Annotated in this window: 9 protein-coding genes and 1 pseudogene; 6 read left to right on the top strand and 4 right to left on the bottom strand. The window is 61.6% G+C overall.

Going from position 1 to position 15,860, the window contains the following annotated elements; genetic code table 11:
- The first annotated feature begins 161 nt into the window (after positions 1-161).
- The 5 genes from ACYP2A_RS00050 (at position 162) to ACYP2A_RS00030 (ending at position 5,700) form a co-directional block, all read left to right on the top strand.
- Positions 162-1,256 carry a BMP family ABC transporter substrate-binding protein gene (locus tag ACYP2A_RS00050; RefSeq protein ID WP_459741619.1) on the top strand — a complete coding sequence of 365 codons (1,095 nt, stop codon included), beginning with the start codon at positions 162-164 and terminating at the stop codon, positions 1,254-1,256.
- A complete protein-coding gene (locus ACYP2A_RS00045; RefSeq protein WP_459741617.1) occupies positions 1,253-2,758 on the top strand; it encodes an ABC transporter ATP-binding protein in 1,506 nt (501 codons plus the stop codon). The genes ACYP2A_RS00050 and ACYP2A_RS00045 overlap by 4 nt, the downstream gene beginning before the upstream one ends.
- Positions 2,751-3,866 carry an ABC transporter permease gene (locus tag ACYP2A_RS00040; RefSeq protein WP_459741615.1) on the top strand — a complete coding sequence of 372 codons (1,116 nt, stop codon included), beginning with the start codon at positions 2,751-2,753 and terminating at the stop codon, positions 3,864-3,866. The genes ACYP2A_RS00045 and ACYP2A_RS00040 overlap by 8 nt, the downstream gene beginning before the upstream one ends.
- Positions 3,866-4,792, top strand: coding sequence for an ABC transporter permease (locus ACYP2A_RS00035; RefSeq protein ID WP_459741613.1), 927 nt, complete (start codon positions 3,866-3,868; stop codon positions 4,790-4,792). The genes ACYP2A_RS00040 and ACYP2A_RS00035 overlap by 1 nt, the downstream gene beginning before the upstream one ends.
- Before the next feature lie 134 nt (positions 4,793-4,926).
- On the top strand, positions 4,927-5,700 hold the full coding sequence (locus ACYP2A_RS00030) for an outer membrane protein OmpK (protein WP_459741611.1): 774 nt from the start codon (positions 4,927-4,929) through the stop codon (positions 5,698-5,700).
- A gap of 7 nt (positions 5,701-5,707) precedes the next feature.
- Here the strand turns inward: ACYP2A_RS00030 and hhe are convergent, their stop codons facing one another.
- A complete protein-coding gene (gene hhe, locus ACYP2A_RS00025; RefSeq protein ID WP_459741609.1) occupies positions 5,708-11,443 on the bottom strand; it encodes a DUF4011 domain-containing anti-phage protein Hhe in 5,736 nt (1,911 codons plus the stop codon).
- A 258-nt stretch (positions 11,444-11,701) separates the two neighbouring features.
- Here hhe and ACYP2A_RS00020 point away from each other — a divergent pair, with 258 nt between their 5' ends.
- The gene (locus tag ACYP2A_RS00020) at positions 11,702-13,186 is read left to right on the top strand and encodes an RNA-binding domain-containing protein (RefSeq protein ID WP_459741608.1); all 1,485 of its coding nucleotides are present in this window, start codon (positions 11,702-11,704) and stop codon (positions 13,184-13,186) included.
- 25 nt (positions 13,187-13,211) lie between these two features.
- Here ACYP2A_RS00020 and ACYP2A_RS00015 read toward each other — a convergent pair whose 3' ends face one another.
- The 3 genes and pseudogenes from ACYP2A_RS00015 to ACYP2A_RS00005 all read right to left on the bottom strand — a co-directional run.
- Entirely contained in the window at positions 13,212-14,090 is an 879-nt protein-coding gene (locus tag ACYP2A_RS00015) for a transporter (RefSeq protein ID WP_459741607.1), read from the bottom strand.
- An 18-nt stretch (positions 14,091-14,108) separates the two neighbouring features.
- The gene (locus tag ACYP2A_RS00010; protein WP_459741605.1) at positions 14,109-15,143 is read right to left on the bottom strand and encodes a phenylacetaldoxime dehydratase family protein; all 1,035 of its coding nucleotides are present in this window, start codon (positions 15,141-15,143) and stop codon (positions 14,109-14,111) included.
- A 1-nt stretch (position 15,144) separates the two neighbouring features.
- Positions 15,145-15,741 (bottom strand): annotated as a pseudogene (locus ACYP2A_RS00005) (nitrilase-related carbon-nitrogen hydrolase); the annotation flags it as partial.
- Positions 15,742-15,860: the final 119 nt, after the last annotated feature.

Here is a 15,860-nt window from a genome sequence, read left to right as displayed (position 1 = left end):
CCGCTTCTCGTGCGTCCTGCACAAACTAAGTGCTCTGAATCAGACCATTTGATCCGTTTTATCGCCTGATATTTATCAACTCCATGTTTTTAAACGCTTATTTTTTATGGCATGGAAGCTGCTATTGCCACTTGCATCGCCCACCATCAGGAAAACGACTCATGTTCAGAAATGTTTTGCAGGGGACTTTGTGTGCAGCGGTTTTGCTCGGTGGTGCAGTCAGTCAGGCCCAGGCAGAAGGGCTGACCCTCAAGGGCCCGGCGAAAATTGCCATGGTCTATATCAGCCCGCGCAACGATGGCGGCTGGACCCAGGCCTTTGATGAATCGCGACTGAAACTGGAGAAAGAACTCGATCAGAAGATCCAGTTCGTCGAAAGCGTGCCGGAAAATGCGGCGGCTATTACCCCGGTCGTGGACCGGCTGATTGCTCGCGGTGCGAACATCATCATCGGCACGGCCTTCGGCTATTCCGACACCTTCCTGGCGCTGGCGAAAAAGTATCCTGACGTCGCCTTCCTCAACGGTTCCGGCACCACCAATGCTGCCAACCTGGAATCCTTTTACGGCCGTACCTACGAAAGCCAGTACCTGTGCGGCATGGCTGCCGGTGCGGCGTCCAAATCCGGCAAGCTGGGCTTTGTCGCCGCCAACCCCTTTGGCCAGGTCAACTGGACGGTCAACGCCTTCGAGCTAGGCGCGCGTGAGATCAATCCGGCCGCCACGGTGACGGTGGTTTACACCGACGCCTGGAATGACCCGGTCAAGGAGCGCGCCGCGACCATGGCGCTGATCGACAACGGCGCCGATGTCATCGGCCAGCACGTCGACAGCCCGACCCCGCAAATCGTCGCGCAAGAGCGTGGCGTGCATGGCACCGGGCATCACCGCGACCTCAGCGAGTTCGCGCCCAAGGCCACGGTCTGTTCGTCGATGTGGGTCTGGGACCGCTTCCTGGCGCCAGAGCTGAAAAAGGTCATGGCCGGCAACTGGGTGCCCGCGGCCAACGGTGCCTTGCTGTCGATGGAGCAGGGCGGTACCGACATCAGCCTGAGCAGTGATCCGATCATATCGGCCGCCAATCGCGAGAAAATCCAGGCGGCGCGTGCCGAACTGCTGGCCGGTAAAAAGACCATTTACAGCGGGCCGATGAGTGACCGCGACGGCAAGGAGCGCATCGCGGCCGGCCAGGTCATGGCTGACCCGGACCTGTGGAAAATGGACTGGTTCGTCAACGGCGTGATGACCCAGCAATGAAGCAGGTCAATGCGCTGCAACTCACCGGTATCAACAAATCGTTCGACGGGTTTCAGGCCCTGAGCGATGCGCACTTCAGTGCCGCTTGGGGCGAGGTGCACGCATTGCTGGGCGAGAACGGCGCCGGCAAGTCATCGTTGATGAACATCGCTGCCGGCCTGTATGCGCCGGAAACCGGCAGCCTGCTGGTGGATGACAATCCGGTGCGGCTCAACGGGCCGCGTGACGCGGCGCGCTACCGCATCGGCATGGTTCACCAGCATTTCAAACTGGTGAAGCCCTTTACCGTGGCGCAGAACATTTTACTCGGCCTGCCGGCGCAGCCCGAGTCGGGCAGCTACCGCAAGCGCCTGCAGGTACTGGAACAGCAAATCAGCGCCAAGGCGCAGGAACTGGGCTTTGTGATTGACCCGCGTCAGATGGTCGAGCGCCTGTCGGTGGCCGAGCAGCAGCGCGTGGAAATCCTCAAGGTGTTGCTGGCCGGGGCACGCATCCTGATTCTCGACGAGCCCACGGCGGTGCTCACCGACCAGGAGGCCGAGCGCCTGCTGGGCACGGTGCAGGCCTTTGCCCGCCAGGGTGCGGCGGTGGTGCTGGTGACCCACAAGATGACCGATGTGAAGCGCTTTGCCGATCGGGTCACGGTCATGCGCGGTGGCAAGACCATTCAGACGCTTGCGCCACAGAGTGTCAGCGTCGAAGAGCTGGTGCGCCTGACCGTCGGCGAGTCGAACCGGGCCGGGTATCAGCCCGGTCCGCCGGCCGGCGCGGTGCGTTTGCAGGTGCGTGACCTGCGCAGCCCGGGCGTCTTGAGCGGGGTAAACATGAGCCTGCGCGCCGGGCAGATCTATGGCATCGCCGGTGTCGGCGGCAATGGTCAGGGTGAGCTGGCCAATGCGCTGATGGGGCTTGAGCAGCCCACCGAGGGCGAGATTCACCTGGAGGGCTTTGGTGATCTGCGCACCGCCAGCGCCGAGCAACGCCGCGACTTGCGCATCGCCTCGATTCCCGCCGACCGCTATGGCGCAGCGCTGGCCGGCTCGCTCAGCGTGGCCGAGAACTTCGGCATCGGTCATGTGCACAGCGGCCGCTACGGTTCCTGGCTGCGTCTATTCGGCAAGCGTCTGCAAGAAGATGCCGGCGCGGCAGTGCGCGATTTCGACGTGCAGGGCGTGCGCTCGCTGGCGCAGAACGCCGCGCTGTTATCCGGCGGCAATGCACAGAAACTGGTAATCGCCCGCGAGTTCAGCCGCGACCCGCAACTGGTCGTGGTGCACAGCCCGAGCCGTGGCCTCGATGTACGCGCCACGCAAGCGGTGCATGCGCGATTGCGCGGTGCCCGTGATGCGGGGGCGGCGGTGTTGGTGATCAGTGAAGACCTGGATGAGGTCATGGCCCTGGCCGACCGCATCGGGGTGATGAACAACGGGCGCATCGTCGCCGAATTCGACCATCCCGCCGACCGTCAGGCCATCGGGAAAGCAATGGTGAGCCATGACTGAAACAACCCTGCGCCAACCCTCCGTTGCCGAGCGGCAACCGCTGTTGGGACGTCGTTACACCCTTGAAATCCGCCAGCAACTGGCCTGGCCGTGGCAGGCGCTGATCATCGGTCTGGCGCTGCTGCTGGGCCTGTCGATCTGTGCGGTGATTCTGCTTGGCGCCGGTGTACCGGCGGGCGAGCTGTTCAATGAATTCATCCTGCAGACGCTGTTCGATGCGCAGAACCTGCGCGCCGTGCTGTTTCAGGCCGCACCGATGATCATGGTCGGGCTGGCCGGCTGCATGGCGTTTCGTGCGCGCTTCTGGAACCTGGGCCTGGAAGGACAAATGATCTGGGGCGCGATCGGCGCCACGGCGGTGTCCTTGTTCGAAATCGGCCCCGAGGCGCTGCGCCTGCCACTGATGATGCTGGTGGCCATGCTCTGCGCGATGCTCTGGACCCTGGCGCCGGTGTTGCTGAAGTTGCACCTCAAGGTCAACGAGATCATCTCGACGCTGATGCTCAATTACATTGCCGCCAACTTCCTGCTGCATCTGGTTTACAACAGCTGGAAAGACCCGCGCGACAACTTTCCGTACTCGCCGCCGTTCAAGGCCTTCGAGCGCCTGCCCGATCTGTTTGACGGTTACAACCTGGCGATTCTCATGGCGCTGCTGATTGCGGCCTTTACCCTGTGGTTCGTCGGCGTGTCGCGGGCCGGCCTGTACCTGCGCTTCGTCGATGCCAACCCGCGGGTGGCCGGCGCGGTCGGTGTGCCGGTGCGCAAGATGATTATCGGCACGGTGTTGTTGTCCGGCGCCCTGGCGGGCCTGGCAGGCTTTGTCGCCACCGCAGGCCAGGAGGGCCGGCTGACCCAGTCGTTCTATCAGGGCTACGGCTTCTCGGGAATTCTGATCGCCTTCCTGGCGCGCAATAACCCGGCGGCGGCCACAGTGGTGGCGCTGTTGATTGCGCTGCTGTTCGTGGCGGGGCGCAGCTTGCAGGTGTTCTATCAGATCCCGTTTGCCATGGTGCAGTTGATCCAGGCGATCCTGGTGATTTGCGTGGCCTGCTCGGACTTTTTCATTCGCCATCGTGTGCGGCGTATTCAGGCGGGAGACTGCTGATGGAGCTTTTGACTCACTGGTTGGGCAATGCGCCTGATTTTGCCGTGCCTTTCGCCCTGGCGGCGCTGGGATTGATCATCACCGAACGGGCTGGCGTACTGGCGCTGGGTGCCGAAGGCCTGATGCTGGTCGGCGCGCTGGCCGGCATCGGCATGCAGTTGACGATGGGCCTGAGCGGTTTATCGCTGGGCGCCTCGATGCTGGCGGCCGCGGTGGTGTCGCTGTTGTTTGCCCTGATGGTGCTGGTGCTGCGCATCAACCAGGTGATCGCGGGGCTGGCGCTGGTGTTCTTCTGCCAGGGGCTGACCGGGTTGCTGGGCACTGTACTGGGCTGGACCAACCGGCCGGTCAGCGGCTTGCACGCGGTGGAGCTGTGGCCGCTGTCGGAGCTGCCGCTGGTGGGCAAGGTGTTCGTGCAGAACCCTGTGGTGTTTCTGACGCTGCTGATCTTTGCCGCCGTGGTCTGGCTGCTGAACTGCACCCAGACCGGCCTGCGCCTGCGTGCAGTCGGCGAAAACCCGCAAGCGGCCGATGCCGCCGGCGTCTCGGTGATCGGCTATCGGTTGGCGGCGATTGTGCTGGGCGCTGCCTTGATCGGGCTGGCCGGCGGTTATGTCGCGGTGCTGAGCACCAAGATGTGGATCGCCGACATGATGGGTGGCCGTGGCTGGATTGCCGTGTCGCTGGTGATCTTCGCCCGCTGGTCACCGTGGCGTGCGCTGGCCGGTGCCTTGCTGTTCGGCGGCATCGAAGCACTGATTCCCCAACTGGCCGCTGCGGGCATCCGCCTGCCGCAGTACTTCCTGTTGATGACGCCGTATGCCGTGACCTTGCTGGTGATGATCTGGGTGGCGCTTGGTAGTCGCCAGTCCGGCAGTCAGCCCGGCGCATTGGGCGAACCGTTCATTCGTGAGGAACGGCGTTAGTCCATTTATAACAAGAGACTTGATACCGGCGTGACTTGTCACAACGTCAGAGCATCGACATGTCCGCAGTTTAATTAAAAAAACCAGAAATCTGCCTATCACCCCTGATCCAGACACCTCGGAGCAAGACCTACATGAAGTGCAGTGCATCTTCCTTGATAGTTGCAGGCGGCCTGCTCGTGGCCGGTGAAAGCCTGGCGGGCGACCTGTTGCAGTGGCACGACGAAAGCCTGACTTACTTGAATGGTATCGACTTCAAGGTCGACCCGGCCAAACAGCAGACCGTGACCTTCGAGCACGCCAGTGGCTGGAGTTTCGGTGACCTGTTCCTGTTCGTCGACACCATCAAGTTCAACGGCGAAGCCACCAACGGCGCAGGTGACGGCCATACGTTCTATGGCGAGATCAGCCCGCGCCTGTCGCTGAGCAAGATTACCGGCACCGACCTGTCGTACGGCATCCTCAAGGATGTGCTGATTTCGGCCACTTACGAGTTTGGCGAAGACGATGTCGACTCGTACTTGCTGGGGCCAGCCGTTGACCTGAATCTGCCAGGCTTCGATTACTTCCAGATCAACACCTACTTGCGCCAGACCGATGGCAAGCGCGACGGCGATGGCGTCTGGCAGATCACGCCGGTGTGGAGTTACACCGTGCCGGTGGGCAACTCCGACCTGGTGATCGATGGTTTCATGGACTGGGTGGTCGACAACGACAAGAGCTACCACGCCAACCTGCACTTCAACCCACAGATCAAATACGACCTGGCCAAGGGCATGGGCTGGGGCAAGAAGTTCTATGTAGGCGTGGAGTATGACTACTGGAGCGACAAATACGGCATCCGCGACAGCCAGGTGTTCACCACCAACCAGAGCGCGATCAGCCTGCTGCTGAAAGCGCACTTTTGAGGTTGGATCAGCCTTCGCCAATCACGGTTAATACATCATCGATAAAGCGTGTTTCCTCAGCATCCGTGCCTTCACGCAAATACCCCGGTATCTGTTGCTGGAACTCACTCTGATCACCCGGTTTGAATTCCAGCAGTGCGTCGAGCATCGCCGGCCGTAGCAGGCGGCGGTGTTCGGGGGTGTCCGGCAGCGCAGGGCGGATGATGTGTTCATCCAGGTACGCCAGCTTTTCCTGCAGGCTGCTGCCGCCCTTGAGGGTGATGCGGTCGGTGTGCAGGTTCTGTTCCTCGGCCACCAGACGGATCATTTCCTCCTCGGTGGTGGGCTGTGCTTCAGGCGCCGCTGGTTCGGTACGCAACGTCGCCAGTTCCTGAAGGATCGTGTCCAGTTGCAGGCGCGCGTTGCGGAACCAGTCCACCGACCAGATACGGCGGATACGCCAACCCAGTTGCTCCAGCACGCTCTGGCGCAAACGGTCACGGTCGCGTGCCGATTTGGCCGAGTGGTAGGCGGCGCCATCGCATTCGATGCCCATCAGGTAGCGCCCCGGCTGGCCAGGGTCGCGCACGGCCAGGTCAATGAAGAAACCGGCCACGCCAACCTGTGCCTCGCATTGATAACCGTGACGCTCCAGCGCTTCGATCACCGACACTTCAAAATCGCTGTCCGGCGCCTTGCCGGTTTCGCGCACATGCGGCATGCGCCCGGACTCGGCAAAGTGCAGGAAATCACGCAGTGCCTGCACGCCACGGCTGGAGGTACCGGTGATCAGCACATCGCTGGCGGTGAACGAGGCGAATACCTGCATGCGTTTTTTCGAGCGGGTAAACAATACGTTCAGACGCCGCCAGCCATCGCTGCCATTGATCGGCCCGAAGCGCTGTGGCACCGTGCCGCCAGCTTCGACCGGGCCATAGGTGGCCGAGATATAGATCACGTCGCGTTCGTCACCCTGGACGTTTTCGAGGTTCTTGATGAACAGCGGCTCATCGGTTTTCTCGTTCAGGTCGCGGGCGCTTTGCAGGGCCGGGTTCTGCTTGGCCAGATGCTCCAGCGCGCGCTCGATCTGCTCGGACTGTTTGATGTTCATCGCCACCACACCCAGCGATTCTTCCGGGTGGTGCAGCAGGTGATGCTCGATGGCCTTGGCGACCACTTCGGCTTCTTCACGGTTGCGTTGCTCGACAAAGCGGCCGCGTTCGACACGCGCGAACTTGACGCCGAACTCGGGCGACTCGCGGTGCGGCGACGGGTAAACCACCAGGTTGCTGTCGTAGAACGCCTGGTTGGAGAAGGCGATCAGGCTTTCATGGCGCGAGCGGTAGTGCCAGCGCAGGCGGCGCAGGCGGAACAACGGCATGGCCGCTTCCAGAATGCTTTCGCTGTCCTGCGCCACCGAGCGCTCGGGGTTTTCCTCGTCGTCATCGTCGCCCTGGCGGGCAAAGAAACTGGTCGGCGGCAATTGTTTCGGGTCGCCGACGACGACCAACTGGCTGCCACGCGAAATCGCGCCCAAGGCTTCTTCGGGACGTACCTGCGAAGCTTCGTCCATGACCACGATGTCGAAGTGCACCTTGCCGGCCGGCAGGTATTGCGCCACGGCCATGGGCGACATCATGAAGCACGGCTTGAGCCCTTGCAGCGCCTCGCTGGCACGCAGCATCAGCGCCCGGATCGGCTCGTGACGGGTCTTCTTGCCGGCTTCGTGCTTGAGCAACGCCAGTTGGGTGCGCTCTTTGACCTTGCCGGAGTTATTGCCTTCGGGGATCTTGTTCTGGTCGATCTGCGACGCCACTTGCTGGCGTTGCAGGCGGGTAAGCTGGGTGTCGATCTCGGCGAAGCGCGCGCGAATCGCTTCCTGGTCCTTGCCGGAGAACTGCCCCAGCGCCGGATTGCTTTCCAGGATCTGCCGCGACCACAGGTCGGTCAGGCCCAGCAGGCACGCCTCGCGGGTGTGTTCGGCTGGCAGGGTACGGTTTTCGACCAGACGAATGACCGCCTCGAAGCCCAGATCGACCAGGCGTTTGCGCAGGCGCCGGTATTCCAGCCAGTGGTCGAGCAGTTCTTCATGGCTGGCGGCCAGGTTCAGGCGCTGGCCGAGTGCGGCCAGCTCATCCCGATCCAGCCCGCCCCACCATTCGTTCTCATCGATGTGCGCGGTGCTGACGAACTCGCCGAGTGTGCGTGTCCAGTTGTCCAGTGCCGTGCTCAGTGGCCGGCTGAGTGCGTGCCAGTCCTGCACCCGTTGTTCGGCCTGACGCGGCGTGCCACTGGCAAGTTGGCCGAGCAGGTGTGCACGGATCGGCAGGTTGACCAGCGGGCTGGCCAGGGCCACGGTGTGCTGCCACGACAGCAGGCGGCTGCGCGCTTCGTTGAGGTTGTCCAGGCGCGGCAGCTGTTCTTCGCCCAGGCACTCAAGCACCGTGGCGTTGTGCTGCTGCGCGTGGGCCAGCTCTTGCCAGTGCTCCAGTACCTTGGCCAGTTTCAGTACCCGGCCGGTGGTCGGTTGCTGTTCCAAAACGTGCGACAACAGCACCTTCAGCGCGCCACCGATCTCGTTGACCAGACGCACATACAAGCCATCGGCGGCCAGCAGGTCGTCGGTCTTCAAGGCGTGTGCGTCGAGCGGCAGCGCGTTTTCCAGGCGCTCGCGATGGCTCAGCACATCGGCCAGGTACGTTTGTTGCGGCGCCGCATCGGCCTGCAACTGTTCCAGAATCTGATTGCTTTCATCGAGCAGGTACTGCGCGATCCACACCGTGGCACCGAAGCCGCGGCCACAGCGATCACGCAGCGTGCGATACCAGTGACGCAAGGCGAGCAGGTCGTCGGTACGGGTGTCGATACCCTTGAACAGCTCTTCAAGCGTGTCGCGATACACCGCCTGGGTGTTCAGCTGTTGCAGGTTGCGCTTGTAGGCAATGGCCGACGGCAGCGCCTCCACGGCGGCATTGAGCTTGATGCCCGGGCGCACCATGCCCAGCACTTCGGCCTTGGCCGCGCGCCAGTCGCTGTTGAGCCAGCGCAGCAGCGAGTCATCGGCCAGGATCCGTTGCAGGTCTTCAAGGCGCGTGTGGCCGGGCAGGCGCTCGATCGAAAAGGTGCTGGCGCTCTGCGCTTCGAGGCGTTTGATGTCCTCGATGAGTTGCTGCAACTCGGGCAGCAACGTGTCCATCACGGCATTTTCAAAACGCTTGTGGCGCAGGTGCACAACGCCGATGGGCAACTGTTGCAGCAGATCCAGCAGCAGGTCGAGTTGCTCGATGCCGGTCTTGTCGGTCTTGAGTGGCTGGCCGCTGGTGCGAGCGATGGTCTGCAGCAATTGCCGGGTCTGCGGCGCGCCGCCGATCAGTTCGCGGGTGGCTTCGGTGAGGTCGAGCAGCTCATCGAGCTTCAGAGTGTCGCTGTCGTTGTGCCGAGCGATCTGCGCACAGGCCTGCTTCAGGGTCTCGACCGTACTGGCCGCGCCAATGACATCGTGGTTCAGCGAGCGGGCGAGAATCTGCTGTTGCTCCAGCAGACGCTCCATGGTGTGCAGCCAGTTTTGCAGGGTGGCGCAACTGCTGGCGTCAAGGCGCTCGATCAACGCCCAGTCTTCATCGCCCTTGGGCAACGGCACGGCGGCCAGCGCTTCGGCCACCTGTTGCAGGGTGCTCAGCGAAGCGCTGGCAATCTCGGCGGTGTCGAGCTGAGTGGCGGCTGTCGCGCGTGCGCTGTCGAGTTCGCCCAGCGCCGCAATGGCCTGCTGCAACTGTTGCAACAGCGCGGTTCTTTCCAGCCCGCCAAGTTGCGTCAGCGCGCAGCCGAACCATGGGTGCGTGGCCAGCTCACCCGTGGGACCGGCTTCGGCGGCGGTCTTGATGTACAGGTGGCTGAAATAGCCGGCCTGCTCATGAATCTCGTGGCGATCCTGGCTCAGCCCCGGCATCGGATGCACATCGGCCGGGCGCAACGACAGTTCTTCGCGCAAGCGGGTGGCCTGCATGAAAATCTGGTGCCCGCTCAAACCGGTGTCAGCGTGCTGGGCGTGCAGCTGTTTGACATGCTCGTTGAGTTGCTGCTTGAGGCGCTCGTAGTTGGCAATCAGCGCCTTCAATTGCTCCGGCGGCAGATAACTGCCCAGGCTGCTGATGCGTTGTCCGATGCTGTTGGCCACCGCGCTTTTCTGGCTCTTGTGGCTGTGCAGCTCCAGACAGAATTCGCCAAGGCCTGCGCGGGTCAGGCGGTTCTTTACCACCTCCAGCGCAGCGCGTTTCTCGGCGACGAACAGGATCTTTTTACCCTGCGCTAACGCTGCGGAAATCATGTTGGTGATGGTCTGCGATTTACCTGTACCGGGCGGGCCTTCGATGACCAGGTTTTCACCGCGCATCACATCGATCAGCGCACTGTGCTGCGAGCTGTCGGCATCGTCGATCAGCGGGAACTGCTGGTGTACATCGGGCAATTCATCGATGGCGTGCTCGCTGCTGAAACTGCCGCCACCAGAGCCTGACGAACCCTCTGCATCCTCATCTTGCGGGGCGGACAGGCCGGTCAGGCGCTGGACCAGTCTGTTTTGCAACAGGGCCGGGTTCTTGTCCGGCTCCAGGTCCAGGTACATCATCAGTTTGCCGAACTCGAACAGGCCCAGCGAGGCGAAGCGGTGCAGTTTCCAGTCCGGTTTGGTTTCCAGCAGGGTGCTCTGCACGTGCGCGAAATAGGTTTCCGGCAGCAGGTCTTCGGTGATCCCCGGCAGCGCCAGGCCGAAGTCGCGGCGCAGTTTTTCCTGCAACGACAGGTTGGTCAGGATGTCTTCGCCGCTGTACTGCAGCTCATAACTGAACGTCGCGGTCTTGGGGTTGAGCTTGCCTTTTTCCAGACGCACCGGCAGCAGCATCAGCGGCGCCAGGCGCGGGCTGTTCTTGCCGGCCAGCGACTCGTCCCACTCCAGAAAACCCAGTGCCAGATACAGAATATTGGCGCCGGTTTCATCCAGCGACAGGCGCGCCTGGGCATGCAGGGTTTGCAGCCGCGCCTCCAGCTCGCCGGGGTAGTAGAGGGTTTGCAGGTTGGCGTCGGTGTACTTCTTGTCTTCGCTGTCAGGCTCGATATCGAGGGCAGGCGGCAATTCATATTCGGTGGTGATGCCCAGGCTCATCGCCCAGGCCTCGCTGCTCGGCAGCTTTTTAAGCTCGCTGACACGGCCCGATTCGGCGTCGAGCTTCAAATAACCCTGCTCGATCAACTGCCGCTCGGTGGGCTCCGGTATCGCGGTGAAGCGCAGCGCGGTCTCGTTGATCAGCGCGGTGAACAACTGATCGGGAAGCTCGTCGACGATGCGCACGAAGCGCTTGGAACGTGCGTGGGAAAAGTTGAGCAGGCGATTGCGCGCGCTGAGGTCGAGCAGGCGACCGCGCAGCTTTTCCATGCTGCCCGGGGTTTCGAAAGCAGGCGCTGGCAGAACATCGGGGGCAGTCTGTTCGGCGGCGGGTTGCCAGTCCTGGTCGATCAGCGACACCGAATCGCCGTCTTCACCGGCGTGATGCAACCAGCCCTTGCCGATCAGATCATCGCGGGTCGATGCGTAGGCATCGACGTCCACCACCACACCATACGCCAAAGCCTTTTGCTCAAGTCGCTGCTGCAAGGCCGTGTTGCTCACGGCCGAGCCGTCTCGGGGAACCAGTGCCAGGAGCAGGTCCTTGAGCAGGTTGCGTTCATCCATGGTCAACGGCTTGCCTGCCGTAGGGTGCGCGGTCATGTGTTTTGTCTACCGGAAAAGTGCGTGCGGGGCTAAAGCGGAACTGCAATGTTCGACACAGTAACGGCTGTGCTCAATCTTGCAAGGTGTTTCACGGAGCCGTTCAGGCCGCTGTTTTACGGATGTCCGTCAGCAAAGCCATCTGAATGGGATTACTATCCAGATTGCCGATAGAAACAGTACTGCAAGGTGTCTGATGACTCTCAATCAAAATCATGAATCCGGCGAATTGACTGCCGATGCGGCGAGCATGCTGGCATGACCCCAGCGTATTTGTTGCGCTTGCTGAGCGATGGCGAAGGGCTGACCGTTGAGTTCAAGCGAGCCCGTGAAGCGCTCAATCGTGATATCTACGAAACCATCTGTGCCTTTCTCAATCAGCGTGGCGGCACCTTGATACTGGGGGCTGCTGATGATGGCAAGGTCACCGGCATTGCTCCAGAGGCTTTGGCGCAAATGCGCAAGGATCTGGCCAACACCTTGCACAACCCACAGAAAATCAATCCACCCATGCCGTTGGTGCCTTTGCAGATAGAGCTGGATGGACAAGTGCTGCTCGTGCTCACCGTGCCAGAAAGCTCTCAGGTGCACAGTTGCAACAACCGTATTTATAGCCGTAATGAAGATGGTGATTTCGACATTACCGGCCATGGGCAACTGTTGGCCGAACTTTATCTGCGCAAGCAGGTGGGCTATAGCGAAAACAGGATTTTTGCCCATATTCGCTTGAGCGACCTGCGCAGCGATTTGATAGAGCGCGTACGTCATAGCGTACGATTACAGCGCAGTGGTCACCCTTGGGCTGAGCTGGACGATCTGGAGTTGTTGAAAAGTGCACGGCTGTATCAGCGAGACTATCAAACTGGCGCCGAGGGTATTTCGATGGCCGGGGCCTTGCTGTTCGGGCGTGATGAAGTCGTGCTTGGGGTGGTGCCGCACCATCGCACCGATGCCTTGGTGAGGGTTCATGATCTGGATCGTTACGATGACCGCGACGATATTCGTACCAACCTGCTGGAAAGCTACGACCGATTAATGGCTTTTGTGAACAAGCATATTGCCGATCCTTTTCATCTTGAAGGCAGTGAGCGTGTCAGCCTGCGTGAGCGGATCTTTCGTGAGGTAGTGGCCAATTTGCTGATCCATCGCGAATACCTCAATCCTTTTCCGGCCAAGCTGATCATTCAGCGCGACCGGGTAACGACAGAGAACAGCAACAATCCACACGGTCTTGGTTTGCTGCGCCCGGATGACTTTTCACCCTCGCCGAAAAACCCAGCCATTGCTCGAGTCTTTCGCGAGATGCAGTGGGCTGAGGAACTGGGGTCGGGAGTCCGCAACCTGTTCAAGTACGCCCGTGCTTTTGGTGGGCAGGACCCCGTACTGAGTGAGGATTCCATCTTTCGTGTCGCGGTGATGTTGCCGCAAAGGGCGACAGACATAACACTTGTTCAGCCAAGGGTAGAGTCAGGGGTAGAGTCAGGGGTAGAGTCAGGGGTAGAGTCAGGGGTAGAGTCACAGGAGCAGGGTGTACTTGAAGCTCTTCATCTAGGGCCGCTAAGCAAGGTACAACTTGCTTCTCGTCTCGGGTTACCACAAGTGAGTGGATCACTGAGTCGCAGCGTAAGCCGCCTGCTTGCCAGAGGGATGATCGAGTTCACCTTGCCAGAAAAGCCTAATAGCCGTCTGCAGCAATACCGCCTGACCAATAAGGGGCGGTCGCACCTTCATGGTCAGGCGTGAATGAGTCATCAGGCTACCGCCCGGCCTAAAACAACTTTGCCAACCGCAGGTTCAGCCGGGCCTTTTCCTTGAAGCCCTGTTCCACTTCCAGATCCTTGCCTAGTACTGCCTGCACTTGCACGGTCGGGGTCACGAAATGGGTGGCGCTGAAGCGTACATAGCTGGTACCGAGTGCATCGTCCTGATCGACATCGTCGATCCGGGTCTTGCCGCCGTCGATATAGCCGCCGCCGAAAGCAAAGTGGGTTTGCGGCGAAAGGTTGTAGCGCAAATAAGCCTGGTATTCGTAGCGCGGTTTTTGCTTGAGCGTGGCGCCGGTCGGGCCGGCGTCGGTGTTGTGGCTGAACCACGACACGTCGGCGGCGGTGTCCAGTGCCCACTGGGCGTTGAAGTGGTGGATGTAGGCCGCTTGCATCAACAGCCGCCAGCGGTTTTCACCCAGGTTGAGGGCGTCGTTCTTGTCGTAGCTGCCGGTGGGCAGGTACAGGTAAGGGCCGAGGGAAAACACGTCCTTGTTGGCGGTGTCCAGCGTCCACTTGATCGGTGCACCGAGGATCAGGTCGCCGGTGCCGGTGGTTTGATCCAGCGCACGGGCATCGCCGCCGGCTTTCAGGCGGCCATAGGGCAGGATGAACTGCGGCTCGAATGAGGCCGTGGGGCTGAGCGGCACCGACTGGATATAGCGCAGCAGCGCGACATCGGTCTTGAGTTTGAAGTCGTCCGAAACCTTGTTGCCATTGCTATAAAAGTCCGAGCTTTCGCTGTGCTGAAAATACAGCAGCAGGGCGCCCATGCCCGGTGGCAGGGGCTCGTAGTCGGCGGCGGTGATTTCCAGTGCCTGGCCGGTGCTGGCGCAGCCAAGCAGACAGGCGCCGGCCAGGGCATGGCGAGTGAGTCGTTGCATGAGGATTCTCCTGGCGGCTTAGCGACTGAGCAGGCCACTGTCGGCGTGGCAGTTGAGGTATTCGAAGTACTGCGCATCCGCCGGGATGACCGCGACTTCGTGGTACAGGCGCAACTGGATCTGGAAGTTCAGGGTCTGCACGTACTGCATGAAACCGCCGAAGATCGCCACGTGGGTCGGGTGGGTCTTGGCCCAGCGTTCCAGGTTGGCGAGGTCATCGAACCAGGCCAGGCCGAAGGTCTTTTCCACCGGTTCCCCGGTCTGGCTGTCCAGCGCCTGCATGAAGCGGCAGTTCAGGCAGCCGATGTCCTTGCCCTCATCGCGCAGAAAGGTCATGCCGGTGCGCAATACCGGCTGCACGTCGTTGAGGTACAGGTCGCGCTCTTTGCCTGTGGTGCTGCTCCAGTCTTGTCCGGAGCGGATCAGGCACAGGTTGTCGCGGCCGGGCAGGCGTACCCGGCCCGGACGCAGGTATTCGGCGGCGATCGGCGCGTGATTGCCGGTCAGCGCCTCGGTTTGCGCCAGCGGCAGGCGGTCGCGGGCGCTGCCCCAGTAGGCGTGTTCCAGAATCGGCTCGCTCATGTGGCTGGCCAGATGGGTGATGCCTTCGGGCACATCGGCGGCCGAGAACACGGTTTCGAAACGCTCGGCGGTGGGGCAGACCACTTCCATGAACCAGCCCAGCGGGCCGTCTTCACGTGCCGGGTCCTGCCACCACTGGCCAAAGCCCGAGTCGCAGCGCCACGCATCGAAGGCCGTGACATCGGTCCAATAGGCGATGGCGATGCAGGTATGAAAGCCTGCCGCGTCCACACAGCGCGCGCTGTCCCAGTACCTGGGGCCCTGGCTGGCGCTGAAGTACGCAGTGATCGGGCTCAGGTCGTTCAGGCCGATAGCCTGTTGCGACTGAACGCCGAAGCAGGCCATCACCACCTGGCCGATCAGCGGGTCGAAGCGCGCCGACCAGGCCGGGTAGGGTGGCTGATAACCGGGCGGGGTGCTGCTGTCCTGACGCCGGGGCTGGCGCAGATGTTCAGCAATTGCAGAATCCATATCACACCTCGACAAAGGCAGCGGGTTGTTGCTGAGGTTGTTCCTGGGGCTCACTGGCCGGCGCGAAAGGCTCGGTGCTGGCGGCGGGCAAGCCAGGCAGTTGCACCACACACGGGTTGGCGTTGGTGTTGAGCATCAGGCGGGTGACGTCGGGACGCGAGTAATGCCCGGCCGGGTCTGCGGCCACTTTGGCGAAGGTCAGCGCGGCAGGATCCAGGGTGGCGTACAGCAGGCCTTCTTCATGCTCGCCCAGTGGCGCCGCCAGTTCGCTGCCGTCCGGGCCAAAGATTCGCGCATGACCGCCACCGGCCTGTAACAGTCTGCGCTTGGCGTCGGTGTCGCAGAGCAGCTCGATCATTTCTGGCGAAACCACCGCACACGGCGCGATTACAAAACATTGGCCCTCGGCGGCGTAGACCCGCGAAGCGGCAACGTTCACCTCAGGGCCCAGGGCGCTGGTGGCGCCTTGGTACAGGCTGAAGCTGGGCCAGGCGGCGATGTGGATCTGCTCGTTCTGTGCATACAGCGCGTACTTGGACAGCGGTTGCAGATGCTCCCAGCAGCACAGGGCGCCGAGTACGCCGATCGGGGTGTGATGTGGCCTAATGATTCCGGACATCCCCAAAGGAGCGGTACCCTACCGCTCAACGATGAGGTGTCCGATGTCCAAGCGTCATTTTTCTCCCGAGTTCAGACTTGAAGCTGCACAGCTTGTTC

It is taken from the genome of Pseudomonas sp. 3A(2025), from assembly GCF_054589175.1.
This window is presented reverse-complemented; position numbering and strand designations above follow the sequence as displayed.

Excerpts from the sequence above, each read along its gene's own strand:
- ACYP2A_RS00050 (WP_459741619.1), top strand. The coding sequence starts at position 162 with ATGTTCAGAAATGTTTTGCAGGGGACTTTGTGTGCAGCGGTTTTGCTC.
- ACYP2A_RS00045 (WP_459741617.1), top strand. The coding sequence starts at position 1,253 with ATGAAGCAGGTCAATGCGCTGCAACTCACCGGTATCAACAAATCGTTC.
- ACYP2A_RS00040 (WP_459741615.1), top strand. The coding sequence starts at position 2,751 with ATGACTGAAACAACCCTGCGCCAACCCTCCGTTGCCGAGCGGCAACCG.
- ACYP2A_RS00035 (WP_459741613.1), top strand. The coding sequence starts at position 3,866 with ATGGAGCTTTTGACTCACTGGTTGGGCAATGCGCCTGATTTTGCCGTG.
- ACYP2A_RS00030 (WP_459741611.1), top strand. The coding sequence starts at position 4,927 with ATGAAGTGCAGTGCATCTTCCTTGATAGTTGCAGGCGGCCTGCTCGTG.
- hhe (WP_459741609.1), bottom strand. The coding sequence starts at position 11,443 with ATGACCGCGCACCCTACGGCAGGCAAGCCGTTGACCATGGATGAACGC.
- ACYP2A_RS00020 (WP_459741608.1), top strand. The coding sequence starts at position 11,702 with ATGACCCCAGCGTATTTGTTGCGCTTGCTGAGCGATGGCGAAGGGCTG.
- ACYP2A_RS00015 (WP_459741607.1), bottom strand. The coding sequence starts at position 14,090 with ATGCAACGACTCACTCGCCATGCCCTGGCCGGCGCCTGTCTGCTTGGC.
- ACYP2A_RS00010 (WP_459741605.1), bottom strand. The coding sequence starts at position 15,143 with ATGGATTCTGCAATTGCTGAACATCTGCGCCAGCCCCGGCGTCAGGAC.